Origin of the sequence: Paraburkholderia sp. RAU2J, from assembly GCF_003634845.1 — a bacterium.
GTDB lineage: Bacteria > Pseudomonadota > Gammaproteobacteria > Burkholderiales > Burkholderiaceae > Paraburkholderia > Paraburkholderia fynbosensis.
This window is the reverse complement of the sequence record NZ_RBXG01000002.1, coordinates 2,118,958-2,145,147: the sequence shown is the minus strand read 5'-3', so window position 1 is coordinate 2,145,147 and position 26,190 is coordinate 2,118,958. Positions and strand designations below refer to the sequence as shown.

Sequence of the window (26,190 nt, the reverse complement as noted above, 5' to 3'; positions counted from 1 at the left end):
GAGAGCTTGTCATGCCGATCTACGACTTCGAATGCGTGAGTTGCGGTCCCTTTTCCGTGATGCGGCGCATGGCGGACCGCGAAAAGCCTTGCCGCTGTCCCGAGTGCGGAGGGGAGAGTGGCCGGGTGATCAGCGCGCCGTCGCTAGCCTTGATGGCGCACACACGGCGCTCCGCGTACGCAACGAACGAGCGAGCGGCGCAAGCGCCGCGCCAGTCCGGTGACGGGGCGCCGTTGCGTCATCGGGCGGGATGCAGTTGCTGCTCGGGTGGTAGCGCGAAGCTCGCGGGATCGGCTTCGGACGGACTCAAACGACCGGCAGGACGACCATGGATGATTAGCCACTAGATGCTATGTGGGAGGGCAGCGAGAGGAAGCCCGACTGGAGTAAAACGGGACTTGCAGACTCGTTTTCTCCGAAGGAGCACGCAAATGGATGCGCCTGATGATGGTCGAGCTCGCCTGGAGCTGGCTGCGCCTGCAGCCCGGCAGCCAGCTCAGGCACTGGTTCAACGAGCGCTTTGCCGGTACCGGCAAGCGGATGCGGCGCATTGGTATCGTCGCGCTCGCACGCCGTCTGGCGATCGCCCTGTGGCGTTATATCGAGTACGGCGAGATCCCCGTCGGCGCGACACTCAAGCCGCGCGACGTCAACACCGTGAGGGCATGAATGATTGAATGACATCGGATGCAGCAACAGGATGTAAAGGTCAACGCGCCCGAAACACGCTCGGGCTACCCACTGCGGGTGGCCGTTTCCCTAGATGGGGTGCGTCGGTAACAGGGTAGCTCCAGCGCTTCGCGCATGCGGCATAAGGTGACCGGCCTGTCAGGTCGGCACGGATAGAAGGTCGACCCGGCACTGACCGGTCAACAGATACCCTGACCTGAATGACATTGACATGCCAGGCTGCAACAAGGTTTGCGTGATGAGCGTCGGTACTGTCCTTTACGCAGCGGTCTCTACTGCCAGCTTGCGTCTGGTCATGGTAAGTGACCGCGCAGGCTGGCGGTAGAGACCGGGCAAGGAGAAGGATTACTTCGCATAACAGAATGTTTGTCGTGAACCGGGCTTGAATTAGAGCTTGACACATGAATGCGCACGACTGTATTGTACGCAAATACGTACGACTGTATTCCTATAATGAGCAAACCATCATTTCGTGAAGACATTCTCGCTGCCGGCCTCCAGGTGATGCTTCGGTCGGGATACGAGGGGGCGAGTGTGCGCGATATCTGCGCAGCGGCAGGTGCTCCGCACGGGTCTTTCACCAATCACTTCCGCTCCAAGGAGGCTTTTGCGGAGGAAGTGCTGGACCGCTATTTTGCTCACACCAAGGGGTTAGTCAAAGAGGCTTTGAACGACAAGTCACTTACTCCCCGGCAGCGACTGAAGCGGTATCTGGACATCGTCAGCCGCGTACTGGCAGACGACAAATGGAATCGCGGTTGCCTGATCGGCGATTTCAGTCTTGAGACCGCCTCTCAAAGCGAGCTCTTGCGCGAAAGGCTCGAGGCGATATTCCAAGAATGGCGCGCTCCATTTGCCTCGTGCATCGCCGAGGCTCAAGCCGCCGGTGAAATCGATTCAACGTTCGATCCGGCGGATCTTGCCGAATTTCTCCTGGCTTCCTGGGAAGGCGCAATTCTTCGCATGAAGGTGGAACGCGGCCCTGCCGCCCTCGATCGCTTCAAGAACATCGTTTTCCAAACCATATTCAAGGAGCAGAAATGACCGTCCTTTCTGACGTTGTATTGCCGCGAGTGAATGTGCTGGGTTCCACCATGGCCTATCGGGAAGCGGGAAATCCCGAAGCACCGGTCGCGCTTTTTCTGCACGGAAACCCAACGTCGTCGTACACATGGCGGAACATCATTCCCTTGGTCTCACCCGTGGCGCACTGCATCGCGCCGGATCTCATCGGGTTTGGTCAATCGGGAAAACCGGACATTGCGTATCGGTTTGCGGATCATGTTCGATACCTGGATGCGTTCCTCGATAACGCTGGAATTTCGTCAACATTTGTTATAGCGCAGGACTGGGGAACCGCACTGGCATTTCACCTGGCTGCCCGACGGCCGGAGTTTATCCGTGGGCTTGCTTTTATGGAGTTCACCTGGCCAATGCCTACCTGGGAGGATTTTCACGCGAATGCACGCGAAACCTTTCAGAAGTTCAGGACACCTCACGTTGGTGAAAAGATGATTCTTGAAGGAAATGCATTCGTAGAGGAGGTTCTTCCCGCTGCAACCGTACGAAAACTGACGGATGAGGAAATGTCGGTTTACAGAGCACCATTTCCAACTCCCGAGTCGCGTCGACCAACTTGGCGTTTCCCGAATGAACTGCCGATCGCCGGAGAACCGGCGGATGTGCACTTAACCTTGGAGAACGCACATCGTGCTCTAGCACAGTCGTCTTATCCGAAGCTGCTTTTCACTGCAAATCCAGGCGCTCTGGTCTCGCCGACCGTCGCCGAGAGTTTTTCGAATAAACTTAAGAACTGCAGAGTAGTTAAGCTTGGCGCTGGAATTCACTACTTGCAGGAGGATCATCCTGAGGTCATCGGCGCCACTATCAATGAGTGGCTAGTCGGACTGGGAGTAAGCTCCAGCCCAAAGCAAAGGCTGACATTATAGGAATTCCTCTGATGCACGGGCCGGAATGAAAAGCGTGCTGAGTACGATGCCTGCTTACGCCGAAACGGCTGGATGGACGGGCAGCGATTACTCCGAGATCAAGGCAGGCACGCCGGCATGTAATCGCGCGCGGTTAACACACGGCTTGAGTGCGCTGCCGGAGTCGGTAGGCCAAACACCGGCTGGGTTTAAGGTCTGTCTTGGTCGAGAAGAAGTTAGGACTCTCATTGCGCGCCTGTCCGGAACAATCAGGCAATGAATCAAGAGGATCTGACTAACACCCCCTTCCTGCATATGCCATCATAAACGGAGCACTTTTCGATGGAGGAGCAGCATGCTTAAGACTCGGAAGCTTGGACGTGAAGGACTTGCGGTGTCGGAGATCGCGCTGGGCTGCATGGGCATGTCCTTTGCATACGGCACGCCGGACGACGAGGAATCGGTCGCAACGATCCATCGGGCGATCGAACTGGGTTGCACGTTTCTCGATACTGCGGAAATCTATGGCCCGTTCACCAACGAAGAACTGCTCGGCCGTGCGTTGAAGGGGCGCCGGCACGAGGTCACGATCGCGACCAAGTTCGGTTTTGCCTTTGAAAATGGTGTTCGCGGCCTCAATAGCCGCCCCGAGCACATCAAGGGAGTGATTGATGCTTCGCTAAAGCGCTTGCAGACTGATCACATCGATTTACTGTATCAGCATCGGGTAGATCCCGATGTGCCGATCGAAGATGTTGCGGGCACGGTGAAGGATGCGATCGCGGCCGGCAAGGTGCGCTTTTTTGGCTTGTCCGAAGCGAGCGTCGATACCATCCGGCGTGCGCACGCGGTGCAACCGGTTTCCGCCCTGCAGAGTGAATATTCGCTGTTCGAGCGCGGTGTCGAAGACAAGGTCTTGCCGGCGCTTCGTGAACTCGGCATTGGTTTTGTGCCATATAGTCCGCTTGGCCGCGGGTTTCTGACCGGCACGGCGAAGCGGGCGGAAGAGTTGCCCGCCGATGACTGGCGTGCTGCCAACGATCCGCGCATTCAGGGCAGCAATTTCGACGCGAACATCAAGCTCGCCGACTTCGTCAAGGCGCTGGCGAAGGACAAATCCGTGACGCCGGGCCAGATTGCCCTCGCATGGCTGCTTCATCAAGGCAACGATCTGGTGCCGATCCCGGGCACCAAGCGGCGCAAATACCTCGAGGAAAACCTGGGGGCGGCTTCAGTGACGCTCACGGCAGCCGATCTGGAAAGCATTCGCGCTTTCCTCTCGCAGCACAAGACGGCGGGTGCGCGCTACCTGCCGGCGATGCTATCGAATCTCGATCGGTAGCGCAGCACGGACGATCAGGCGAGCTCCGCGAGGCAAGCCTCGAGGGTGGCGATCAGGCGGCCGACGTCAGTCGTAGAGGTTTGGTTTGTTTTTATTGAGCGCGTTGTAGTACCTTCGGCAGTTCCACATTCTGATGCATTGGCGCTGGATGATCGTCAGGTCATCCAGCCGCTCCTGACGAGCGACAACGCAAATAGCAGCCTTGGCCAGCGTGCTTGACTCGTACAGCGTGAACGTCTGCTCTGCCTCGGGAAGAGCCGTAGATGGCTCGCCATGTCGAACGTCGGTTCAGGGTCGAGAAGACTCATTCGGCCGTAACGAAAGCCGACATTCGCCGACACGCACCCCCGAATGTCGGCAACGCGACATGGAACGGGCGCACATTCCTGTGTCGGCCACGGTCCGCAATGGCCGATATCGAGTCAATCGGTTTGCCAGTTCAACGGCGGGATTTGCCCCCTAGCCGCCCACGCTACAGGCACACGCGAGCAGGCCGCCGGTCGTAGTGAGTACGCTCCGTGCCGCGCTCTACGCGCTGAAGGCGGCAAAGAGTCCGAATGTTTTCAACGCCATGAAAGTTTAAAGCCTCACGCTTGCAAGGTCTCTTGTGCATTGGCACGCACCCATTTTGATTGTTCGATTCCGGAGATCGAAGTTGGAGCTGCTTGCGGCCTCGAGTGTGTGTTTTCGTCATGGTGTTTGGATACGCGACGATCGAATGTGATGGGACAAGAGGCGCCCCGATTCCAAGACCTAACGTGTGCAAAGTGTGATGGCGATATCACTGCGTTTCATCTAACGTAGAGTTGTTGCCGTCCGCACACGCTGGTGCATCGCGAGTTAGTTGTGATGTGCGACAGTAGCGAGGAAATTGCGGAGCAAAGAAGGCGGCGCTGATCGAGCCTCGGTCGCGGCTTGTGGGAGGGCCAAAGATTTCTGGAATTATTGCAATGGTGAATTTCCATGGTCGGCCCTACGCGAAAGCGGCTGAGATCTGAAACATTAAAAACAGCTTTCATTTTTCAAGATCTATTACACGGCCATCCAACGGCGTTTCCGAGTCTATTACTCATTTTTCTGGGTCTATTGCGCAGCAACAGCCGCTTGCTGTTTCTTACGAAAACCCGGCCTTGAATTGTTGAACAGTTAGTCATAATATCGAGCCCATGAAGCAATCGGGCCATCTCAAGCAATCCGCAAAAAAAGGCGGTGACGTGTGTGCGCGCGGCCGGCCGCGCGAGTTCGACACGGACACCGTGCTGAAGAGCGCGAGCCAGGTATTCTGGAACCACGGCTACCACGCGACGTCGATCGACGACCTCTGTAAAGCCACGGGCCTGTTGCGCGGCAGTCTGTACGGCGTGTTCGGCGACAAGCACGGCATCATGCTCGCCGCGCTGGATCACTACGCGGAAGGGTCGGTCGCACGGCTTGCCGAGCGGCTGAACGCGCCGGTGCCGGCGGCAGAGGCGCTGCGCAACGCGTTGCTGCACTACGCGCGGGTCGCGTGCGCGCTGACGGGCGAGCGCAGCTGCTTCATCACCAACACCACCCTGGAAATGCAGCCGGGCGACGAGCAACTGCGCACCCGCGTCGCGGCGATCCAGCGCCGCATGGCGACGCTACTGGCGGCGTCCGTGATTCGCGGCCAGGCGAGCGGCGCATTCAATTCGACGCTCGATGAAAAAGCCGTCGGCGATTTTCTGCTTTGCGTGATGCAAGGTCTGCGCGTGTTAGGGCGAGTCGCGCACAAGGAAGATGCGCTCATTGGAATAGTGGACGTCGCGATGCGCGCGCTCGTCTAAATTTTTGCTTAATTTTTGAACGATCAGTCATGAATAGAGATGCGATCAAGTCCGCTCCGGCGGCACTCGCCGGATGCGCGAGCGGCGGTGCGGGCGTCGTGACGTGCCCCGGCGCGGTGGCGGCCGGGATCGCGACGTCGGCGGCGGCGCCCGCTGCATCGGTATCGGCGCCGGCGTCGGCCGCGGAAAAGGCCGCGCCGCGCTTCGAGCGCCAGGGCCTCGCGCTGGCCGTGCTGTTCGTCGGCGCTTTCCTTGCGCCACTCGACTATTTCATTGTCAACCTCGCGCTGCCGTCGATTCACACAGGCCTGAACGCCAGCGACGCGCAATTGCAGCTGGTAGTGTCCGCCTACGCCTCCGCGTACGCGGTGCTGCTGATCACCGGCGGCCGCCTCGGCGATCTGTACGGGCGCCGCCGCATGTTCATGACGGGCATGGCGGCATTCGTGGTCGCTTCGGCACTGTGCGGCTTTGCGACCAGCGGCCATATGCTGGTGATCGCGCGGATCGTGCAGGGCATCGCGGCAGCGGTCATGGCGCCGCAAGTGCTTGCGACCATCCGCGCGGTCGTGCCGCTGCATCAGCAGACCAAGGTGATGAGTCTGTATGGCTTCGTATTCGGGCTGTCGTCGATCGTCGGGCAACTGGGCGGTGGGGCGCTGATCACGTATCACCCGTTCGGGCTCGACTGGCGCATCATCTTCCTGATCAATATTCCGATCGGCATCGCGGCGTTTCTCGGCACGTGGAAGTTCGTGCCGGAGAATCAGCCGGCCACGCGCACCGGCATCGACGTGAAAGGTGTCGCGCTGTTGTCCGCGGTGCTGCTGCTGGTCATCTACCCGATGACCCATGGCCGCGAAGCCGGTTGGCCCGCGTGGACGTTCGCGATGTTCGCGCTCGCGGTCCCCGCGTTCGCGCTGTTCGTGGCGACCGAGCGCCGCGTGGAGCGCGGCGGCGGCCATCCGCTGGTGGATCTGCAACTGTTCCGCAATCCGGCGTTCGCGCTGGGTCTGGTGCTCGCGTTCCTGTTTTACTGCAATAGCGCGTTCTTCCTCACCTACGGCATTTTCCTGCAGACGGGTTTGCACTGGACGCCGCTCGCCTCCGGCATGGCGATCATGCCGTTCGCACTCGGCTTCGTCGTCGGGCCGCTGACGTCGCCGGCCGTGGTCAAGCGCATCGGCGGCCATGTGCTGACGCTCGGTTTTTCGATGATGACGATCGGCTTCACGGTCACCGGCTGGTCGGCCACTCAATCGGCCACGCCGGATCTGCTGTTCTACTGCGGGCTGGTGTGCGCCGGCGTCGGTCACGGGTTGCTGTTGCCGTCGATCATGCGCATCGTCCTGCTCGAAGTCGTGCCGGAGAAGGCGGGGCTGGCCTCAGGCGTGGTGTCGTCGACGCTGCAGATCGGTTCGGCGTTCGGCACGGCGGCCATCAGCGGCGCGTTCTTCGGCGCGGTCGGCGGCCGCGCGGCGCCCGCGGCGTACGCCCACGGGTTTCAGATCAGCCTCGCGATCAACGCGCTGCTGATGTTTGTCTGCATCGGTTTGAGCGTGCTTTTGGTGCGCCATCAGCAACTGGCGCTGCGCCGTTCGGTGCAACCGGTTTGAAAATCCGCTGCCGGTAATCGTTTTCAGCGGGTGATTTGCCGGCATTATTATGCACGTTTAAACAAAAACATAAGTAGAAGGCTCGCTATTTACCGGTGAGTTTCCTGTTCACAGGTAACTTTTATTTAGTTAAAACCGGTGCGACGTTCTGCGGCGGTTCATGTATGAAGAATGCATCAGGCATTTTCTACTCCGTCCGGTTTCGCCCGCAGTAAATGGTGCCATGGTGCACTGCCGTATGGGTCGGGGGTTACGGCGATGTTCAGGGATTTTCCTGGTTTCAAATCGTGCAGGTCAGGATGGCAAGGACATTCCAGGGATGCTGAAAACGGTATTTCTAAAAAAAACTTGCCGCAGTTAATTTCGATTGTTAATCTTGGCGCTCTTTAGAGACTTCCCTCAGTAGGTCTAATGTCGAGAATCCCGGCGCAATGACTTAATCACGCTCATCCGCTCCGTAGGGGAAACAAAATGCTAACCGCTACCATTGACGCACTCCAGACACCGCCCACCGCGAGTTTCAGCGTTGGCGACGTCGTGACGTTGAAGGACGGGGGTCCACGCATGACCGTGACCTATTCGGGTCCGGTCGCGCTGAATCCCGGCGACTGGCTCATCTGCGAGTGGTTCGACGAATACGGCGAACTGCGTCGTGAGATGTTCGCGCCCGCGAACGTCCGTGCCGAACCTCGCTCGATTCCGGCCGGCTCCGTGCGCTGGCAACAGATTGGCCGCGCGGCTTGAATCCAACTGAATGAAGCAGGCGGCGGCCGTCATCCGGCCGCAGGCGGCTATTCACTCTGGCAGGCTGGGCACGTCCAAAGAATCACTTCTTTGCATCGTCTCGCACCGAGGCGCGCTTGTGCACGCGCAGCATCAGCGCTGACGAGAACGCTCGCATCCGCGTGATTTTGCGCGTCTGCATCACTTCGCCCGCGAGGTTTTTCGCCGGGTTCGGCTGCAACGACCAGTAAAGCGCAAGCACCCAGCCCAGCACGGTCCAGCCGAGACAGGCGTTGAATAGCGCCAGCGTCAGGGCGTCATGACGCTTGCGCCGGTCCGCGAGAACCGCCGGCAGAAAATACAACGCCAGCGCGAACACCGCGGCGATGATCTGGACGAGCACGTTGCCAGCCATGAGCAACTCCGATGCGCGATGCATGCAACGATTGTCGCGCGAATGTTTCGTTTGCGCAGCGAGGTCATTCGGCAAGTGCTGCGCGGGACGCCGTGAGGTCGCCAAGGGGTTCAGCCGGTCGTGCATCGGGATTATCATGATCGTTTCGACTGAACGGAACCGCCAGGACCGCCATCATGATCTCCGACGATACGACCCAGCAGGCTCAACGCATCAATCCCGACACGCTGCGCGAATTCGTAGACCGCAAGTGGAACGACGAGATCGTCCCCGCGTTGACGGACTACATCGCGGTGCCGGCCAAGAGCCCGGCCTTCGATCCTGATTGGGCCGAACACGGTTATCTGGAGCGCGTGATCACCGACGCCGCGCAATGGGCCGAGCAGCAACCGGTGCGCGGTCTGAAGTTCGAGGTGATCCGCTTGCCCGGCCGCACGCCGGTGATCTTCTTCGAATCCGCCGCGACCCGCTCGGGCAGCGAAGAAACCATCGTGCTGTACGGCCACCTCGACAAGCAGCCCGAGTTCGATGGCTGGCGCAACGACCTCGGCCCCTGGACGCCGAAGCTCGAGAACGGCAAGCTCTACGGCCGCGGCGGTGCCGACGACGGCTACGCGATCTACGCAAGCATCACGGCGCTCGCCGCCCTCGACGCGCAAGGCATCGAGCGTCCGCGTTGCGTCGGTCTGATCGAAACCTGCGAGGAATCGGGCAGCTACGATCTGCTGCCGTACGTCGACGCGCTGCGTGAGCGGCTCGGCAAGGTCGGTCTCGTCGTGTGTCTGGACTCGGGCGCGGGCAACTACGATCAACTCTGGCTCACCACGTCGCTGCGAGGCCTCGTTGCCGGCGACCTCGAAGTGCAGGTGCTCGACGAAGGCATTCACTCGGGCGGTTACGGCGGCATCGCGCCGTCGAGCTTTCGCATCATGCGGCAACTGTTCGACCGGCTCGAAGATGCCGCCAATGGCACGCTGCTGCCGAAGGGTTTCCATAGCCCGATCCCCGCGGACCGTCTGCGTGAAGCGGAAGCCACCGCGCAGATTCTCGGCGACGACGTCTGGAAGAAACTGCCATGGGCGTGCGGCCAGGACGGCCGCCAGGTGCTGCCCACCACCACCGATCCGCAAGAGGCCTTGCTCAATTCGACGTGGTGTCCTTCGCTGTCGGTGACGGGCGCGGCCGGCTTGCCCGCGCTCGCCGACGCGGGCAATGTGCTGCGTCCGCGCACTGCGTTCAAACTGTCGCTGCGTCTGCCGCCGCTGATCGAAGCGGAAAAGGCCGTCGCCGAATTGAAGGCGCTGCTCGAACTCGACCCGCCGTACAACGCGAAAGTGACGTTCAAGCCCGACGCCGGCGCGGCGAGCGGCTGGAACGCGCCGGACCTCGCGCCGTGGCTCGCCACGGCGCTCAACGACGCATCGCGCCGCCACTACGGCGCGGACGTCGCGTACATGGGGCAGGGCGGCACCATCCCGCTGATGAACGTGCTGAAGGCGGGTTTCCCCAAGTCGCAGTTCATGGTGTGCGGCGTGCTTGGGCCGAAGTCGAACGCGCACGGCCCGAACGAGTTCCTGCACGTGCCGTACGGCAAGAAACTCACGGCCGCGGTGGCGGAAGTGATTGCCGCTGCGTCCTGAGCGCGGTCGCGCTGCTCAGTCCGGCCGCTTGCTCCGCTCGTCGAAAGAGAGCGAGCGGCACCCCAGCGCTTGTGATTTTCCTGAACCGACTCGTTGAATGACCGATAACCAGACTGCCCGTCCCGCCACCCTCCGGATTCCGGCCGATCAACTGCATGCCTATGTAACCGCGATCTGGGTGCAGGCGGGCAGCACGCCGCGCGAAGCGGCGCTCGTCGCGGATCATCTGGTGGCGGCGAATCTGACCGGACACGACTCGCATGGCGTCGGCATGATTCCGCGCTATGTCGCGTCGCTCGCCGACGCGCAACTGCAACTGAACCTGCATGCCGAAGTGGTGAAGGATGCGGGCGCGGTGCTGACCGTCGAAGGGGGCAAGGGCTTCGGCCAGGTCGTCGCGTTCGAAGCGATGGAGCGAGGCATCGAGCGCGCCAGGCGTCTCGGTATCTGCGCGGTCGGCTTGCGCGGCGCGCATCACATCGGCCGCATCGGTCATTGGGCCGAACAGTGCGCGCGCGCGGGACTCGTGTCGTTCCACTTCGTCAACGTCGCGGGCGATCCGCTCGTCGCACCGTTCGGCGGCGCGGACCGGCGCATCGGCACGAATCCGTTCTGCGCGGCTTATCCTCGGCCCGGCAAGCCGCCGCTCGTGCTCGACTTCGCGACGAGCACGGTGGCCTACGGCAAGACGCGCGTCGCGTACAACCAGGGCAAGCACGTGCCGCCCGGCGCGTTGATCGATTACGCAGGGTTTCCCACGCTCGAACCGAAGGTCATGCACGAAGAACCGTTCGGTTCGCTGACGCCGTTCGGCGGTCACAAGGGCTTTGGGCTCGCGGCGATGTGCGAGATTTTCGGCGGCGCGCTGTCAGGCGGCTTCACGACGCACACGCAGACGCTTGGCACGACCAACGCGATCATCAACTGCATGCTGTCGGTGATCATCGATCCCGCTGCCTTCGACGCCCCCGACGCGCAAGCCGAAGCCGATGCGTTCATCGAGTGGGTGAAGGCCTCGCCGCTCGCGGCGGGCACCGATCGTATCTACGAACCGGGTGAGCCCGAGCGCGTGACACGCGCACAACGCGAAGCCGAAGGCATCCCCGTCGACCCCGCTACGTGGACGCAGATTCATGAGGCGGCGCTGGCGGTCGGTATGAGCGAAGACGAGACGCGGCGGTGGTCTGCGTACTTGCGGTAAAGGGGAAGCGGCATGTGCCGACCCGGCATCGTCCGCATAGGGCGGGCAATGGCTCTTTTGCACTGGGCGTCGATATCTGCAATTCAGGTTTGAATATGCATATTGGCTATAAAAGCCGATATGCAAGAATAATAAAAAGCAAACATTGCAGAATTCTATTTCGAATACATTTTCAAATCGGCCGGCATTTCTTTTTATTGGGCTCGATTCAGCAAAAAATGCCGATTTGTTCGCTCGCTAATTAACTGGCCCAGTGCGCGGATCTTCGCGCATTGTTTGCCCATTTGCGGTGCGCAAGCGTTTGCGCCTGTATGTATTCCACAACCTCGCTCTCCCCGTCGTCGAGTGCCTGCCGGCGCGGCGTCCAAGCCGGTTTGCGTTCATCTGTTCGTTACCCCGCTCCCATCCGATTCCGGTCTGTTTTAGGCTCGCATTGCAATGCCAGTGTTTAACCTTAAAGGACCGATCAAAATGAATCTGCATAACCACCACGCCTGCCGTCCGTTCCTCGAAGCGGGCAATCTTTCGCAAATCTCCGCTTACTACGAAGAAGGCCGCAACGTCATGTGGATGATGCTGCGCGCACAACCCCGACCCTGTTTCAATCTCGATCTGGTGCACGATATTCTGGGGCTCGCGCAGGCGGCGCGGGACTCCGGTTTGCCGATCGATTTCTGGGTCACCGGTTCGTTGATTCCGACCATGTACAACGTCGGCGGCGATCTCGACTTCTTCGCCAGCACAATCCGCGCCGGCAAGCGCCAGGCGCTGATGGCCTATGCGCGCTCCTGCGTCGATTGCGTGCACGCGGCGGCGAGAGGTTTCGATACCGGGGCGATTTCGATTGCGATGGTGGAGGGCACGGCGCTCGGCGGGGGCTTCGAGGCCGCGCTCGCGCATCATTTCCTGCTCGCGCAGAAAGACGCGCGCATGGGCTTTCCGGAGATCGCGTTCAATCTGTTTCCGGGCATGGGCGGTTATTCGCTGGTCGCGCGCAAGGCAGGCATGCGTCTCGCCGAGGAACTGATCGGCGTCGGCGAATCGCATACGGCGGAATGGCACTTCGGCAAGGGTCTCGTCGACCATTTATTCGAGCCGGGCGAAGCCTATCTGGCCACGCGCACCTTCATCGACACCTTGAAGCCGAAGATGAACGGCATCCGCGCGATGCTGCGGGCGCGTCAGCGCGTGCTGCAACTTTCGCGTGCCGAGCTGATGGAAATTACCGAGGATTGGGTCGACGCCGCCTTCACGATCGACGAGAAGGATCTCGCCTTCATGGAGCGGCTGGTGATGCTGCAGAACCGCCGTACATCGAATCTCCATCAGGCGGCGCCGAGCGCGGCCAATTTCGCCTGAGCCGACGCGGAAGCTCAGGCGATCAGTCTGAGCTTCTGCCTGTCCTGCAACCAGCGCTCGAATTCGGCGGCGGGCATGGCCTGCCCATACAGGAAACCCTGGACGTAATCGACGCCCAGCCCCTTCATGAACATTTCTTCCGATTCGGTCTCGATGCCTTCGGCGACCACCTTGAAGTCCAGCTCCTGCGCGACCGCCACCATCGAGCGCACCAGCGCCTGCGCTTTGGTGTCGGCGTTGATCGAGCGCACGAAGCTGCGGTCGAGCTTGATGACGTCGAGCGGAATGCGGCCCAGTTGCGACAACGACGAATAGCCGGTGCCGAAGTCGTCCAGATGCACCTGCGCGCCGAGCTGGCGGAACTGCTTGATCAGATCGATCGCGGCCGCCTCGTCCTCGATCAGGCAGCTCTCGGTAAGTTCGAGGTCGATCAGGCAGGGGTCGAGGTTCGCATGCTGCAACGCCTCGGTGAAATGCCGCACCACGGCCGTGTCGACCAGTTGCCGCGCCGACACGTTGATCGCGATGCGCAGGTTGTAGCCAGCCGCTTTCCAGCGGGCGGCCTGTTTCGCGGCAGTTTCCATGACCCAGCGGCCCAGCACGCCGATCAACCCGGACTCTTCAGCATAACGGATGAATTCGGCCGGCATGATCTGCCCGCGCTCCGGCGAATTCCAGCGCACCAGTGCCTCGGCGCCCTGCACGGTGCCGGTGGCGAGCGACAGCTTGGGCTGGTAATGCAGCGTCAGCTGGCCTTCGTCGAGTCCACGCCGCAGGTTGGTGTCGAGCCACATGTACTCGGCGACCCGGCGGTTCATGTCCGCCGAGAACACGCGATGGGTGCGCTTGCCTTCGTCCTTGGCGACGTACATCGCGGTGTCGGCCGAACGGATCAGCGACTCGAGACTGTCGCCGTGTTCCGGATAGCGCGCGATGCCGATCGAGCAGCCGGTGTATACCTCGACGAGCCCGACCGCGAAGGGCGTGCGCATGCGTTCGAGAATGCGTTGCGCGGTGGCTTCGAGCCCGTGCGCGGTGCCTTTGGCGGCGAGCACGATGAATTCGTCGCCGCCCAGGCGCGCGAGCGCGTCGCCTTCGTTCAGGCAGGTGCTGATGGCCGCCGATACATCGGTGATCAGGCGGTCGCCGAACACATGGCCGTAGTGATCGTTGACCTTCTTGAAGTTGTCGAGGTCGAGGAACAGCACGCCGACCGCTTCGTTCGGGCCGGCTTCTTCGATGGCCGCGCGGATCTTGTCCTGGATTGCGTTGCGATTGGCGAGCCCGGTGAGCGAGTCGGTATTGGCGAGTTCGGTGAGCCGGTCCTGCGCGAGCCGTTGCTCGGTGATATCCGTGCCCGAGCAGATCAGGAACTGTTCTTCGACGCCGCTGCCGCTCTGGACGAATTTATTGCGGAACAGAAACAGCCGTTCGCCATGCACCGTTTTAATGCGCCGCTCGACTTCATACGACACGCCGCGATTGAAAAAGCCCGCGATGTTCTGACTGGACGCCACGCCGTCTTCGGACGACATGAACAGCGCCCACACGTTACGGCCGATGATGTTCTCTTCCTTGACCCCGGTAAGCTCTTCGGCGAGGCGGTTAAAGCGCTGTATCCGGCCATGCCGGTCGACGATGACCACGACCGAATTGACTTCGGAAACCACCTTTTCGGCGAACGAGAGGCCGTGAACCAGGTCGCGGGCGACGGATTCGGTGTCGTCGTAGGCCGAGGCGGTGCCGGCCCACGTGTTGCTGCTGAGTTTCTTGCCGACGAGATGCAGACGCAACGGTTCGCCGAACATGCGCACGTCGACGACGATGTGCGAGGTCGCGCCGGTGAGGCAGCGGATTTGCGACGCCTGTTGAGGATTCAGTGGAATGGCGACGTTCGCAGGCGCATCGCCGTTGACGGGCGTGAGTTCGAGTGCGTTGCTGTCGGCCGACAGACGCCAGCAAGGGCTGCTCGTGCCGAACTGGGCATAAAGCACCTGGTCGTGTTGGTCGTCGTTCATGAGATCCCCGGGCGATGTCTGCCGGTGGTCCCCGTCAAGGCGCGAGGCGGCAGACAGTCTTTAACGTGCTGAAGACTGGCCACATTGTAGCGAAGCGGCGGAATTCGGGCTTATAAACATTAACGGTCGGGTGGTCGAGAGCTTTAGGATTGCTTTGGCGTCATGGCGGGCGGTGGTGGAGATATTCGTGTTGAACGACGACCGCTACACGCACCCGCCCGCAGTCACGCCCGTTCGAGCCTGCTAGAACCGGCGCGTGAGCAGTCCGCGGGCCTGCTCCCGGCCTGCGGGATGCGCTTCCAGCGAGGCGTCAAACCAGAATTTCCCGGCAACCAGGGTGGCCACTACCACGCCGTCGCGGTACAACAGCCGATTGCCCGCCACCGCGGGCACGCGCTCGCCGGTGAGCAGGGTTCCCGCGAGATTCAACGGATCGGTGCCGGCGACGCACACAAAAGCACCGTCGTTCGCATGGCGTCGAACTTCGCGCAGCACGGGAATCGCTTCGGGCAAGGCAAACTGCTCGCCGGCGAGACCATTGACGAAGCGCCCGCCGCGAATCACGCCGCGCGCTTCGAGCCGTTGAAACACGCGCAGCAGATCGCGCCACGGCGGCAGCCATTCGGCCTCGCGTTCGAGCAGGCGCCAGAACACCACGCCATAGCGGCGCAGCAAGGTCATCGCGACGTGTTCCAGCACCTCGGGTGGCAACCGGCGGCGGCCGGGCGCCTCCGTGTCCGTGGCAAGCGGGCGGCGGCTCACGAGCGCCCAGCGCCCCGCGTCGTCCATCCCGCCGATCAGCGCGCTGGCGCGCGCGCGCCGGTTGCCGGAAAACGCATTGCGTTTGGCGATCGGCTTGAGGAGGGCGCGCAGCCCCGCAAAGCTGTCGGAGTTCGCGAGGCCGGCGGCGACCAGCTCGCCGAGCGCGTTTTCCAGTTCCATCCGCAGCACGCGGACGTCGGCGAGCAACTCGTCGAAGAACATGGCGCCATGCTGCGAGAGCGTGTCGTAGACACTCTGTGCGAGCGCGGATAGCTCCACTTGCCTTGCCGGATCGAGCAACGCGCTCCATGTGCGCACGTGGGCGCGCGGCAGCAGCACGATCGGCGTGCTGCGGATCGGGCCGGCCGCGCCGCGCGCACGGTCGGTGAGCCGGGTCCAGACGATCTTGCCGGCGCGGCATAGTTCGTCGAGCGAAGTATTCGCGTAGGCTCTCACGCGTGCGGGCAGGATGTCTTCCTCCCATGCACCCGCCGCGGCCTGGAAGCCTTCGAGCTGGTCGAGCACGCCGGCCAGCGCGTCGCGGCCTTCGCTGCGCGTGTCCGGCGTCAAATGCTGCCACTCGAACAGAAAACGCATGAAGTCGTGCCGTTCCACCGGCTCGATCTCGCGGCGCAGGCGTTTCACCGTGTAGCGATGAATCCGCGCGAGCAGGTGGCGCTCGCACCATTCTTCCTCGGCGGTCTGCGGCGTGAAGCGGCCGCGCATCAGATAGCCTTGCGCCTCGAGACGCGTCAAGGCCTGTTCGACCGTCGCCGCCGGCAAGCTCAGCGGCCGTGCAATCGCGCTGACCGGCAGCGGGCCGAAGCCGGTCAGGCGCGCGCGCAATACGTCGAGCAGCGCGTCGTCGGCACTCCAACTGTCCGTGTAGCCTTTGGGCGCGGTGAGTTGCGGCGTATAGCGCGTGCGCGGCAGGTCGGAGTAGAGCGCCTGAAAAGCGGTGAGGCGCTCGGCGGGCAGCCACACGGCGGCATCGTCGGCGATCTGCAGGCGGGTGGCGCGGCCGGACTCGGCCAGCGATGCGAGCCATGCCGGCCAGCCGTCGTGGGCGTGCGCCTCGGCGTCGGTGATGCAGGAGAGACCCGTCAGCGCTTCGTGCATCTCGTCGACGTTGCGCGCCTGCGGCCACGCTTCGTCGCGCACGCTGTCGATCGCGTCGGCGTCGAGCGCGCCGAGATCGTCCGTGCCGGCCGGGTCGGTCCAGCGGCGATTCAGCACGGCTTGGGTGCGACGTTCCTCGATCGGCGCGTCGTCGAGGTAGGCATAGGGCTTCGCGTTGAGGATTTCGGCGGCAAGCGGCGAGGGCGCGGGCAGATCGCGCGCGACCAGCCGCACCTCGCCCTGTTCGATCCGGCGCAGCAGCGCGAGCCAGCGTTCGCTGTCCATCGCGTCGTGCAAACAGTCGTCGACGGTCTGCTCGACTAACGGATGACGCGGCAGCTCACGTTCGCCGACCACGTTCTCCAGACACGCGGCCTGCTCGGGAAACACGCTCGCAAGCAGGTCTTCGCTGCGCATGCGCTGCAGTTGCGGCGCGGTTTTGCGCCCGCCGGTATAGCGCGGCAGGCCGAGCGCGGTCGTCGCGTTCCAGCGCCAGCGGACACCGAACAGCGGCGCGTCGAGCAGTGCCTGAATCAGCAGATGCTCGGCGCTGTTCGAATGCAGGTAGCGCCAGACGTCGTCGAGTACGAACGAGTGGCTGCCAGTCAATGACAGCACGATCGCATCCTCGGTGGCGGCCGCTTGCAGTTCGAAGTTGAAGGTGCGGCAGAAGCGCTTGCGCAACGCGAGCCCCCACGCGCGGTTCACGCGGCTGCCGAAGGGCGCGTGGATGACGAGCTGCGTGCCGCCGGATTCGTCGAAGAAGCGTTCCATCACCAGCGTATTCTGCGTGGGCAGCACACCGAGCGCCGCGCGGGCCCGCGCGAGGTAGTCGACGATCTGGCGCGCGGCGGGTTCGTCGAGATCCAGCGTGTCGATTAGCCAGTCGACGGCGTGGTCGATGCGGGCGGAGATGGACTCGGCGGTCGGCGCTGGGTTTTGCGGGGCGAGGCGTGTAGGCGAGGTTGTCGTCGCGCGCCCGGTTAGGGTGCTGGGCCCGGGGGCTGCTTCTGCGTTGGCTTGTGCACGTGCTTCGGCTGTGCTTTTCGCTTTGGCTTTTGCTCGCGTCGCCGCGCCTGTGCTCGCTTGCGCCGCGCGCACTTTTGCCCTTGCCGCCGCGTCAACATCCTCCCCCTCGAGCCGACGCCCGATCTCCGCGCGCAAGCGCGCCACCGCGAACGACAGCTCATCGCTGCGCCCCGGCGCCTCGCCGAGCCAGAACGGAATATTCGGCGGCTGTCCGTGCGCGTCCTCGACCCGCACGCGCCCGCTCTCGATGCGCAGAATCCGGTACGACGCATTGCCAAGCTGGAACACGTCGCCCGCGAGACTCTCGACCGCGAAATCCTCGTTGACAGTGCCGATGTTGATCGCCTGTGGTTCGAGCACCACCGCGTAGTCGGCGTTCTCGGGAATCGTGCCGCCCGACGTGACCGCGACCAGCTTGCCGCCGCGCCGGCCGCGCAGCGTGCCGCTCACCACGTCGCGATGCACGTAGGCGCCGCGCGGACCATTGCGGCTCGTGTAGCCCTCGGCGAGCATGCGCAGCACCGCGTCGTACCGGTCACGTTCGAGGTCTGCGTACGGCGCCGCGCGCCGCAGCATCGCGAACAACGCGTCCTCGCTCCACTCGGCGCTCGACACTTCGGCGACGATCTGTTGCGCGAGCACATCGAGCGGCGCGCGCGGAATGCGCAGCGCGTCGAGTTCGCCGCGCCGCACGCAGTCGAGCAGCGCCGCGCATTCGATCAGATCGTCGCGCGAGGTGGGAAAGAGCCGCCCTTTGGGCATGCCGCCCACGTGATGCCCCGAGCGTCCGACGCGTTGCAGGAACGGCGCGATCGCGCGTGGCGAACCCATCTGGCAGACGAGATCGACGTCGCCGATATCGATGCCGAGTTCCAGCGAAGCGGTGGCGATCAGCACGCGCAGCTCACCGCGTTTCAGGCGCTGCTCGGCGTCGAAGCGATGTTCCTTCGCGAGGCTGCCGTGATGCGCGGCGACCATTTCCTTGCCGAGCCGCTCGGTCAGATGACGCGCAACGCGCTCGGCCATGCGCCGCGTGTTGACGAATACCAGCGTGGTTCGGTGCATCGCGACGAGTTCGGCGAGGCGGTCGTAGACGCGTTCCCACACTTCGTTAGGCATTACCGCTTCGAGCGGTACCGGTGGAATGTCGAGCGCGAGATCGCGCGCGCGAACGTGGCCCACGTCGACGATCGCGCAATCGGCGGGGATGCCGCTATCGATACTCGCGCCGCCCACGAGAAAACGCGCGACCGCGCTCACCGGCTTTTGCGTCGCCGAGAGGCCGATGCGAGGCAAACTCCGCTGACACAGCGCGTCCAGGCGTTCAAGGCTGAGCGCGAGGTGGCTGCCGCGCTTGCTGCCGGCGAGTGCATGGATCTCGTCGACGATCACCGTGCGCACCGTCGCGAGCATGCGCCGGCCCGAGTCCGAACCGAGCAGCACGTACAGCGATTCCGGCGTGGTCACGAGAATATGCGGCGCGCGTTTTTTCAGCGCGTTGCGTTCCTGCTGCGTGGTGTCGCCGGTACGCACGGCTGTGCGGATATCGAGGGGCGGCAGCCCGCGCGCGTCGAGTTCGGCGGCGATGCCTTGCAGTGGCAGTTGCAGGTTCAGGCGGATGTCGTTGGAGAGCGCCTTCAGCGGCGATACGTAGACCACCAGCGTTTCATCGGGCAATGCGCCGCCGTTGGCGAGGCCTTGCTGGACCAGATCGTCGAGTGCGGAGAGGAATGCGGTGAGCGTTTTGCCCGAGCCGGTCGGCGCGGCCACGAGCGTCGAGCGGCCCCGGCGAATCTGCGGCCATGCGGCGGCTTGCGCGTCGGTCGGGGCGGGAAAGGTCCTGAGGAACCATGCGGCGACTGCCGGGTGGAAGTCGTCCAGCGCGCGGTGCGTCAAGGGAGGCGAAGCCTGATCCGCGGCGCAATGCACCGCCGTGGAACCGGAAGCCGCGTCCAGCGCGGCGGAAGTCGTGGCCGAAGTCATGCTTGCGTAGATGGGGGCGTGGCGTGCCATATCCAGAGGGCGTCGAAAACGGCGACCGGTTGCGAAGCGCAGTAGTCAGTCTCGCAGGTTTTGACGGGCTTTGCCGGGGAATGGGTGCCGATAGCCGGGCCGGAGTCAGCAAGCGTATGTGCCGGCAAATTCTGCTGCGCGGTTGTCGCGTGTTTGCCGTTTGGACCGGTTGCAAGGCACGAATCGAGCGGGGGCTCAGGCGCGTCATGTTTAACGCATCATCGATGCCTGAAGCTCATGAGACTACTTCTCCATCACCCCGTGCGAATCGTAAGCCGTTTGAAAAAAGAGGCCTGCGTGTGGCCCATAAACGTCCGCCGCGCGCTCTGCTCGATCGCGGCAATTGCAGTACTCTCTACGCCTCCCCTTCACGAACACAAAGATGGAGTTTCGATGATGCGATACAACCAGCTAGGCCGTACCGGTGTGTTTGTTTCAGAACTGTGTCTGGGCACGATGACCTTCGGCGGCGGCGACGGCATCTGGAAACAGATCGGCGATCTGCAGCAAGGCGACGCGGAACGGCTGGTCGGCCGGGCGCTCGACGCGGGCATCAATTTCATCGACACGGCCGACGTCTACGCGGACGGCCTGTCCGAACAGATCACGGGCCAGGCGTTGAAGAACCTCAAGGTGCCGCGCGACAAGGTCGTGGTGGCGACCAAAGTCTTCGGCCCGACCGGCGAGTTTCCGAACGCACGGGGCGCATCGCGTTACCACATCATCGACGGCGTGAAGGCGAGCTTGAAGCGGTTGCAACTCGATCACGTGGATCTGTATCAGATCCACGGCTTCGACCCGGCCACGCCGATCGAAGAGACCGTGCGCGCGCTCGATACGCTGGTGCAGCACGGTCACGTGCGTTATGTGGGCGTGTCGAACTGGGCCGCGTGGCAGATCGTGAAAGCGCTCGGCATCGCGGAGCGCTTCGGGCTCGCCCGCTTCGAAACGCTGCAGGCGTATTACACGCTCGCGGGCCGGGATCTCGAACGCGAACTCGTGCCGATGCTCCAGAGCGAGGGCCTTGGGCTGATGGTATGGAGTCCGCTCGCGGGCGGACTGCTGAGCGGCAAATATGGACGCGAGCAGCAGGGCGAGGCGGGCAGCCGGCGCACGAGTTTCGATTTTCCGCCGGTCAATCGCGAGCGGGCGTATGACTGTATCGACGCGATGCGCGAGATCGCGACGGCGAAGCAGGTGTCGGTGGCGCAGATCGCGCTCGCGTGGCTGCTGCACCAGCGCGTGGTGAGTTCGGTGATCGTCGGCGCGAAGCGGGTCGAGCAACTCGATGACAACATCGCGGCCACGAAGGTGACGCTCAGCGCAGAAGAACTGGCGAAGCTCGATCAGGTCAGCGTGCTGCCCGCGGAGTATCCGGGGTGGATGCTGGCGCGTCAGGGGGAAGGGCGTCGTACGCAATTGGCGCAGACGCGGCAGGCGGGGTGATTGCAGCGCCAGTGTCAAGGCGCGCGGCCGAATCTGTTGTCGCGCCGTGCGCCGCCTGACGTCACGCGAGCATAGCCTGCCTCGACACGACACGACACGACGCGACGCGCGCCGCGCTGACCGCAACACTCTGCGGCCAGCGCGGCGCGGCTCGCGACACGTACCGCCGCTCATCAACCCGCCGCGTCATTTCCCTTATTCGCGTCAGCCGTGTATGCAGCCACGGCGTCCATCGTCCGAGCCGAATACACCATCGTCGCGCCCGCGTTCATCGCGACCGCCACGCCGAGCGCTTCGGCGATTTCCTCGCGGGTCGCACCGTGCTTCAACGCTTCAGCCGTGTGCACGGTAATACAACCGTCACAACGCAGGCTGACCGCCACCGCGAGCGAAATCAGCTCGCGCGTTTTGGCGCCGAGCAGGTCGGCTTTCTGACCGGCGCTCGACATCGTCTGATACGCTCTCACGGTATCCGGCGACAGTTTCGCAATCTCGCCGATGCGGCCGAACAGTGCTTTGCGGTAATCGATCCAGTTCAACATGGCAGTGCTCCTTTGTGTGCTGCGCGTCGGCGGGCGCCGGCGTCGTGGGACACAGTATTGCGCTGCGCCGCGATATCCTGAATACTCGTCGGGCTCAACTTTTAGCGCGCACGTCTCATGGACACGCTCAGCCGACTGATCGACCTTGCGAGGCCGCAAGCCAGCCTCGATCTGCGCTGCCTGCTCTCGGGCGCGTTCGACGTCGATCATGCTCCGATGGAAGCGGGCATCGCGCCGTTTCATCTGGTGCTTGGCGGCGCATGCCTGATCGAGACCGCCGAGGGCGCGCAAGTGCCATTGCAGGCCGGCGATTTCATGCTGTTCCCGCGCGGGGCCGCGCATCGCGTGCGCGATGTGCAGCGCTCGGACGGCGGCGCGCCGCTGACGATGGGTCACGACGGCATGTTGCCTTTGCGCCGTAACGACGGCCGCGGCACTGCGGGCGATAGCGAAAACAGCAGCGAGCCCGATAAAAACCGGCGCACGCGCGATGGCAACAAGCCCCCCGTCAGCGAACCCGACGCCAGCCGCCAGGGTCGCCGAACCAGCGCGGACCAATCCATCGAAACCCCCGGCGTCGATCTGCTCTGCGGCCGCTTCGTCTATGCGCCCGGTTCATCCGCGTTGCTGCTGAACGCGCTGCCCGACCCGTTTCATGTGTCGCTAGGCGGCGCGCCGACCCTTGGTGCATTGCAGGCCGTGATCGGCGTGATGCGCGATGAAGCGTCGCGTCGTCAGCCGGGCGCGCTCGCGATCGTGACTGCCCTGAGCCAGGCGCTGTTCGCGATGGCGCTGCGCGTGTATGGCGAGCGCAACGCGGCCAACGCCGGCGTGCTGGCGCTGCTTGGCGACGCGCGCCTCGGGGCATCGGTACAGGGCATGTTGAGCGCGCCCGAACGGGCATGGACGATCGCCGAACTCGGCGAGCTCGCGGCGATGTCCCGCGCCACCTTCGCGCGCCGCTTCAACGACCGCGCGGGCGTGACCGTGATGGACTTCCTCACGCAGATTCGCATGACCATCGCGTGCAATTTGCTGCGGCGCACCCAACGCAGCGCGGCGGAGATCGGCGAAGCGGTCGGCTATCAGTCCGAGGCCGCGTTCGGCAAGGCGTTTGCGCAGAGTGTCGGCGTGACGCCGGGCCGTTACCGGCGTCAGCCGCGCGAGCCGCAGGGCGACCGGCAGGAAGGCTAGCGCGGCGCGTCGGGATTGCCGAGCCAGCGCTGCTCGATGCGGGCCATCAGCCAGGCGACCAGCAGGGCGCAGATCGTGCCGATCGTCACTTCGCCGAGCCGCAGCAACGCGGTGTCCCACGCGGACCCCATGCCCGGCACCAGCAGCATGATGGTCGCGGTGATGCCGCCCAGCCGCGCCGCGCTGCCTACATTCACGATCCAGCAGATCACGATCGCCGCCGCCACCGTGGCTGCATAGGCGGCGAAGTGTCCCTGCCCGAGCAATGCGCCGGAGAGACCGCAGATGCCGCCGACCATCGCGCCGATAAATTGATCGCGCGACAGCTTGCGGGTGTCGATATAACTATGCTGGCTCACCGCGATTGCGGTAATCGCGGCCCAGAACGCCTGTTCGGTATGCAGCGCGCGGCCAATCCCGAACGCGAGGCTTGCGCCCGCGACAGCCTGCACGGCCATGAAGCCGCCTTCGATCAGCCGGTCGCCGAGCGGCAGCGTCTTGAGGAAAGCGAACAGCGAGTTGGCCGCGCTTGCCCGTGCGGTGCGTCGTGAGTCGTCGGGTGGAGTCATCGAAGGGGAGCGTCTCGCCGTGGCATGAAGGTCCCGTATTCTAGCGACTCCAGTTCCACGGCGAGCGGATCGCGCCGCGCCATCAAACCCATCGCTTCCATGATCACTTCTCGCTGCTGCGCAACCGGCGATACCAGTTCATCAACGGCGTCGCCGACACGCCGTGGATCACCACCGACGCCGTGATCACCGCGAGCGTGAGCGGCATCAGCGGCATGACGTCGTCGGCCGAGCCGTGTTCGAGCGCGAACGCAAGGTAGTAGAACGAACCGATGCCGCGTATGCCGAACCAGCTCATCAGACGCCGCTGCGCGGGCGTCGCGCTCGAGCCGAGCAAGGACAGCTCCACCGACACCGGCCGCACGATCACGAACAGCGCGACGCACAACGCGGCCGTCTGCCAGGTGAACAGCGCTGGGTGCAGAGTTGCGAGCACGTTGCCGACCATCGCCATCACGGCCACCTCGGCGATGCTTTCGAGTTCGATCGTGAAGCCGAGCACCGACTCCGTAATATATGCGTGCGCTTTGCTCGGATTGGCCGCGGTCGCGTCGACGTCTTCGGCATCGACCGTGCCGAGCCTTTGACGCGGCGACTGACCACCGCTCGCGCGATGTTCGACGCGGCGCATCGCGACGCCCGCGGCGAATACCGCGAGAAAGCCATAGGTGTGCGCGAGTTGCGCGGCGCCGAACGACAGCTCGATCAGACCGAGCGCGAAAAAGCCTTCGAGACCGAGCGCCTGTGCATGACGTGTGCGCAGCCAGGCCACCGCGTGCGTGGTCGCCCAGCCGAGTGCGCCGCCGATCGCGATCGCTCCCGCCACGCCCCACACCATGCCGGCCGCGAGCTTCAGGTTCAGCAGCTCGGCGCCCTGACCGGCGGGCGCCGCGCAGAGCGCGAGGCCGAGCATCGCGAAGGGCAGCGCGATGCCGTCGTTCAGACCGCCTTCGCCGGACAGCGCAAAGCGCAGCAGGTCATGATCGCCGGGATTGTGGACCTGCACGTCGTGCGCGAGCACCGGATCGGTGGGCGCGAGAATCGACGCGAGCAGCAGCGCGGGGCCCCAGTCGAGATGCAGAACGTACACGCCGAACAGCGTGAGCAGGGGAATGGTCGCCAGCATCGCAAGGAAGCCGAGGCGCAGCGGCACGGTCCACAGCCTTTCCAGTACGCCGAGGCGCAGACGCAAGCCGATCGCGAACAGCGAGACCAGCAGCGCGACTTCGGTGATGGTGCGCAGCAGATGCGCGTCGGCGGCCATATCGAGGCGCAATAGCGCGATGCCGGGCAGCCCGAGCACGTAGCCGATCGCCAGGTAGAACATCGCGGCGCTGACCGGCAGGCGCCGCAGGGTCGTTGCCGCCAGGCCCATGAACACGAGCACGGCGCCGACGATGAGAAACCACGAAGTTTCGCGCATGAGCTTCCGTGTGCGCCGGCAGGCGTGTTCCGCGCGATGTCGGAGGCAGGCTGCCGGCCGGTTGAAAAGAGGCGTGCGTGCGGATGCGCTATGTCAAGGCGCGCGGCCGAACGCTTCGCGCAGTTTGCGCTTGGCCTGCTGCAACGTCGCGCGGCGTGTTTTTGGGAGATTCTTGCCGGCGCGATTGATGTAGAAGTTGAGCATCGACATCGCCGATTGATATGGCGTGCCCTTGCGCCGCCGGCTGTGCGTCGACGAACGCTTGAGCGACTGCGCGATCGACTCGGCGCTGCCGCTTTTGAAAATGTCGTGTTCGATATCCATCGCGTCGCTGGTCTCCATCACATGATGAGACCACTTGCGCGAGTTGTGTGCGCCTGACTTCGCAGCCTTCGCGCGATGCGCGGCATGCGCCTGGGCATGCCGCTGACGGGGCGGGCGTCCCGACCTGCCGCGCGTGACCGGGCGTTTCGTTTTACTGGTGGCTTTGCGGGCGGCCATGAGCTTTGCCTCTGTGGGGACGGTTTGAGTACCTGGATCGCGGCGTCGTACGCGTGCGCGTCTTCGCCCGATCCGCAGCGTATGCAGTGAATCGCGCCGGCAGCCATGCTCGCGGCATGCCGGCGCCGTGAGACGAGGCGGGCGCGTGCAACGCCGGGCGCATGGCACCCGATTGCACGCGCGCCGCACGAGCCCGCGCTTACAGCTTCAGGCCGCCGGCTTCCGGCGCGTCCGACGAAGCCGGAGGAATCTCGCCGGCGCCAAGATCGTCGCGAAGCTCGTAACGATCGCGGCTCCAGTACGGCTCGCTGCCGTAGTACTGATGCACGGACGTGGCCCAGGTCTGATCCGCCATCGACGGCCAGTGATCCTTGTCGAAGCCCGGGGCGTTTCGCACGCCTTCGGCGGTCATGCTCAGCACGAAGCACTTCTGGTCGGTGTCGAGCGTCAATGCCCGCCATGGAATGGCCAGCAGTTTGTCGCCGATGCCGAGGAAGCCGCCGCTCGACAGCACCGCATAAGCGACGCGCCCCGAGCCGACGTCGAGCATGATGTCCTTGATCTTGCCGATATCCTCGCCATCGCTGCTGATCACCTTGTTGCCGTCGAGCGTGGCCGCTGCCATCACGTCCGGGCCGGGGCCTTCTGCGGTTGAGCGGCCCTTGCCGACGATGCCGGCGCCCTGGGTTTGGGATTGGTCTTGCATGATGTGACTCCTCTAATGGTGGATGCATTGAGGATGAGCAACGCGCGTTCCTTCGATTCGCGCAAGATCGAAACGGGCGCGTGCAGCCCGCACGTAAAGGTTGCGCGCGCGGTTGAAATAATTTCGACGGTGGATAGACCGGCAGAGAA

20 protein-coding genes and 1 pseudogene are annotated in these 26,190 nt (G+C 63.6%); 13 read left to right on the top strand and 8 right to left on the bottom strand.

Going from position 1 to position 26,190, the window contains the following annotated elements; translation table 11 throughout:
• The first annotated feature begins 11 nt into the window (after positions 1 to 11).
• The 8 genes and pseudogenes from B0G69_RS27015 to B0G69_RS26980 all read left to right on the top strand — a co-directional run bounded on the left by B0G69_RS27015 (position 12) and on the right by B0G69_RS26980 (position 8,125).
• Positions 12 to 347, top strand: a complete 336-nt coding sequence (locus B0G69_RS27015) for a zinc ribbon domain-containing protein (protein ID WP_121322651.1) — start codon at positions 12 to 14, stop codon at positions 345 to 347.
• Positions 348 to 447: 100 nt separating this feature from the next.
• Positions 448 to 669 (top strand): annotated as a pseudogene (locus B0G69_RS27010) (IS110 family transposase); the annotation flags it as partial.
• Positions 670 to 1,143: 474 nt separating this feature from the next.
• Positions 1,144 to 1,734 carry a TetR/AcrR family transcriptional regulator gene (locus B0G69_RS27005; protein ID WP_121323911.1) on the top strand — a complete coding sequence of 197 codons (591 nt, stop codon included), beginning with the start codon at positions 1,144 to 1,146 and terminating at the stop codon, positions 1,732 to 1,734.
• Entirely contained in the window at positions 1,731 to 2,639 is a 909-nt protein-coding gene (locus tag B0G69_RS27000; RefSeq protein WP_121322649.1) for a haloalkane dehalogenase, read from the top strand. Before B0G69_RS27005 ends, B0G69_RS27000 begins: the two co-directional genes overlap by 4 nt.
• 334 nt (positions 2,640 to 2,973) lie before the next feature.
• Positions 2,974 to 3,960, top strand: a complete 987-nt coding sequence (locus B0G69_RS26995; RefSeq protein WP_121322647.1) for an aldo/keto reductase — start codon at positions 2,974 to 2,976, stop codon at positions 3,958 to 3,960.
• A 1,166-nt stretch (positions 3,961 to 5,126) separates the two neighbouring features.
• A complete protein-coding gene (locus B0G69_RS26990) occupies positions 5,127 to 5,765 on the top strand; it encodes a TetR/AcrR family transcriptional regulator (RefSeq protein ID WP_121322645.1) in 639 nt (212 codons plus the stop codon).
• Between the two features lie 29 nt (positions 5,766 to 5,794).
• Positions 5,795 to 7,381, top strand: a complete 1,587-nt coding sequence (locus B0G69_RS26985; protein WP_121322643.1) for an MFS transporter — start codon at positions 5,795 to 5,797, stop codon at positions 7,379 to 7,381.
• A gap of 471 nt (positions 7,382 to 7,852) precedes the next feature.
• The gene (locus B0G69_RS26980; protein WP_121322641.1) at positions 7,853 to 8,125 is read left to right on the top strand and encodes a YodC family protein; all 273 of its coding nucleotides are present in this window, start codon (positions 7,853 to 7,855) and stop codon (positions 8,123 to 8,125) included.
• A gap of 82 nt (positions 8,126 to 8,207) precedes the next feature.
• Here the strand turns inward: B0G69_RS26980 and B0G69_RS26975 are convergent, their stop codons facing one another.
• Positions 8,208 to 8,519, bottom strand: a complete 312-nt coding sequence (locus B0G69_RS26975) for a superinfection immunity protein (protein WP_121323910.1) — start codon at positions 8,517 to 8,519, stop codon at positions 8,208 to 8,210.
• A 176-nt stretch (positions 8,520 to 8,695) separates the two neighbouring features.
• On the opposite strand from B0G69_RS26975, the gene B0G69_RS26970 reads away from it, so the two are divergent.
• The 3 genes from B0G69_RS26970 (at position 8,696) to B0G69_RS26960 (ending at position 12,719) form a co-directional block, all read left to right on the top strand.
• Positions 8,696 to 10,159, top strand: a complete 1,464-nt coding sequence (locus B0G69_RS26970; RefSeq protein ID WP_121322639.1) for a M20 family metallopeptidase — start codon at positions 8,696 to 8,698, stop codon at positions 10,157 to 10,159.
• A gap of 97 nt (positions 10,160 to 10,256) precedes the next feature.
• Entirely contained in the window at positions 10,257 to 11,360 is a 1,104-nt protein-coding gene (locus B0G69_RS26965) for a malate/lactate/ureidoglycolate dehydrogenase (protein WP_121322637.1), read from the top strand.
• Between the two features lie 471 nt (positions 11,361 to 11,831).
• The gene (locus B0G69_RS26960; protein ID WP_121322635.1) at positions 11,832 to 12,719 is read left to right on the top strand and encodes a crotonase/enoyl-CoA hydratase family protein; all 888 of its coding nucleotides are present in this window, start codon (positions 11,832 to 11,834) and stop codon (positions 12,717 to 12,719) included.
• A gap of 14 nt (positions 12,720 to 12,733) precedes the next feature.
• Here B0G69_RS26960 and pdeR read toward each other — a convergent pair whose 3' ends face one another.
• Together pdeR and B0G69_RS26950 are read right to left on the bottom strand one after the other, a co-directional pair.
• On the bottom strand, positions 12,734 to 14,737 hold the full coding sequence (gene pdeR, locus B0G69_RS26955; RefSeq protein ID WP_121322633.1) for a cyclic di-GMP phosphodiesterase: 2,004 nt from the start codon (positions 14,735 to 14,737) through the stop codon (positions 12,734 to 12,736).
• A gap of 243 nt (positions 14,738 to 14,980) precedes the next feature.
• Positions 14,981 to 19,630, bottom strand: coding sequence for a DEAD/DEAH box helicase (locus B0G69_RS26950; protein WP_121322631.1), 4,650 nt, complete (start codon positions 19,628 to 19,630; stop codon positions 14,981 to 14,983).
• A 426-nt stretch (positions 19,631 to 20,056) separates the two neighbouring features.
• On the opposite strand from B0G69_RS26950, the gene B0G69_RS26945 reads away from it, so the two are divergent.
• The gene (locus tag B0G69_RS26945) at positions 20,057 to 21,106 is read left to right on the top strand and encodes an aldo/keto reductase (RefSeq protein WP_121323909.1); all 1,050 of its coding nucleotides are present in this window, start codon (positions 20,057 to 20,059) and stop codon (positions 21,104 to 21,106) included.
• Between the two features lie 173 nt (positions 21,107 to 21,279).
• Here the strand turns inward: B0G69_RS26945 and B0G69_RS26940 are convergent, their stop codons facing one another.
• Entirely contained in the window at positions 21,280 to 21,648 is a 369-nt protein-coding gene (locus B0G69_RS26940) for a carboxymuconolactone decarboxylase family protein (RefSeq protein ID WP_121322629.1), read from the bottom strand.
• A 117-nt stretch (positions 21,649 to 21,765) separates the two neighbouring features.
• Between B0G69_RS26940 and B0G69_RS26935 the strand changes: the two genes are divergently transcribed.
• Positions 21,766 to 22,842: a cupin domain-containing protein gene (locus B0G69_RS26935; protein WP_121322627.1), complete on the top strand. Its 1,077-nt coding sequence runs from the start codon at positions 21,766 to 21,768 to the stop codon at positions 22,840 to 22,842.
• Here the strand turns inward: B0G69_RS26935 and B0G69_RS26930 are convergent.
• The 4 genes from B0G69_RS26930 to B0G69_RS26915 all read right to left on the bottom strand — a co-directional run bounded on the left by B0G69_RS26930 (position 22,839) and on the right by B0G69_RS26915 (position 26,041).
• Entirely contained in the window at positions 22,839 to 23,411 is a 573-nt protein-coding gene (locus tag B0G69_RS26930; protein ID WP_121322625.1) for an FUSC family protein, read from the bottom strand. The two genes, B0G69_RS26935 and B0G69_RS26930, sit on opposite strands and share 4 nt — an antisense overlap.
• Before the next feature lie 103 nt (positions 23,412 to 23,514).
• Positions 23,515 to 24,834, bottom strand: a complete 1,320-nt coding sequence (locus B0G69_RS26925) for a cation:proton antiporter (protein ID WP_121322623.1) — start codon at positions 24,832 to 24,834, stop codon at positions 23,515 to 23,517.
• Positions 24,835 to 24,927: 93 nt separating this feature from the next.
• The gene (locus B0G69_RS26920) at positions 24,928 to 25,335 is read right to left on the bottom strand and encodes a DUF3175 domain-containing protein (protein WP_121322622.1); all 408 of its coding nucleotides are present in this window, start codon (positions 25,333 to 25,335) and stop codon (positions 24,928 to 24,930) included.
• Between the two features lie 199 nt (positions 25,336 to 25,534).
• Positions 25,535 to 26,041 carry a PRC-barrel domain-containing protein gene (locus tag B0G69_RS26915; RefSeq protein ID WP_121322620.1) on the bottom strand — a complete coding sequence of 169 codons (507 nt, stop codon included), beginning with the start codon at positions 26,039 to 26,041 and terminating at the stop codon, positions 25,535 to 25,537.
• Positions 26,042 to 26,190 lie beyond the last annotated feature (149 nt).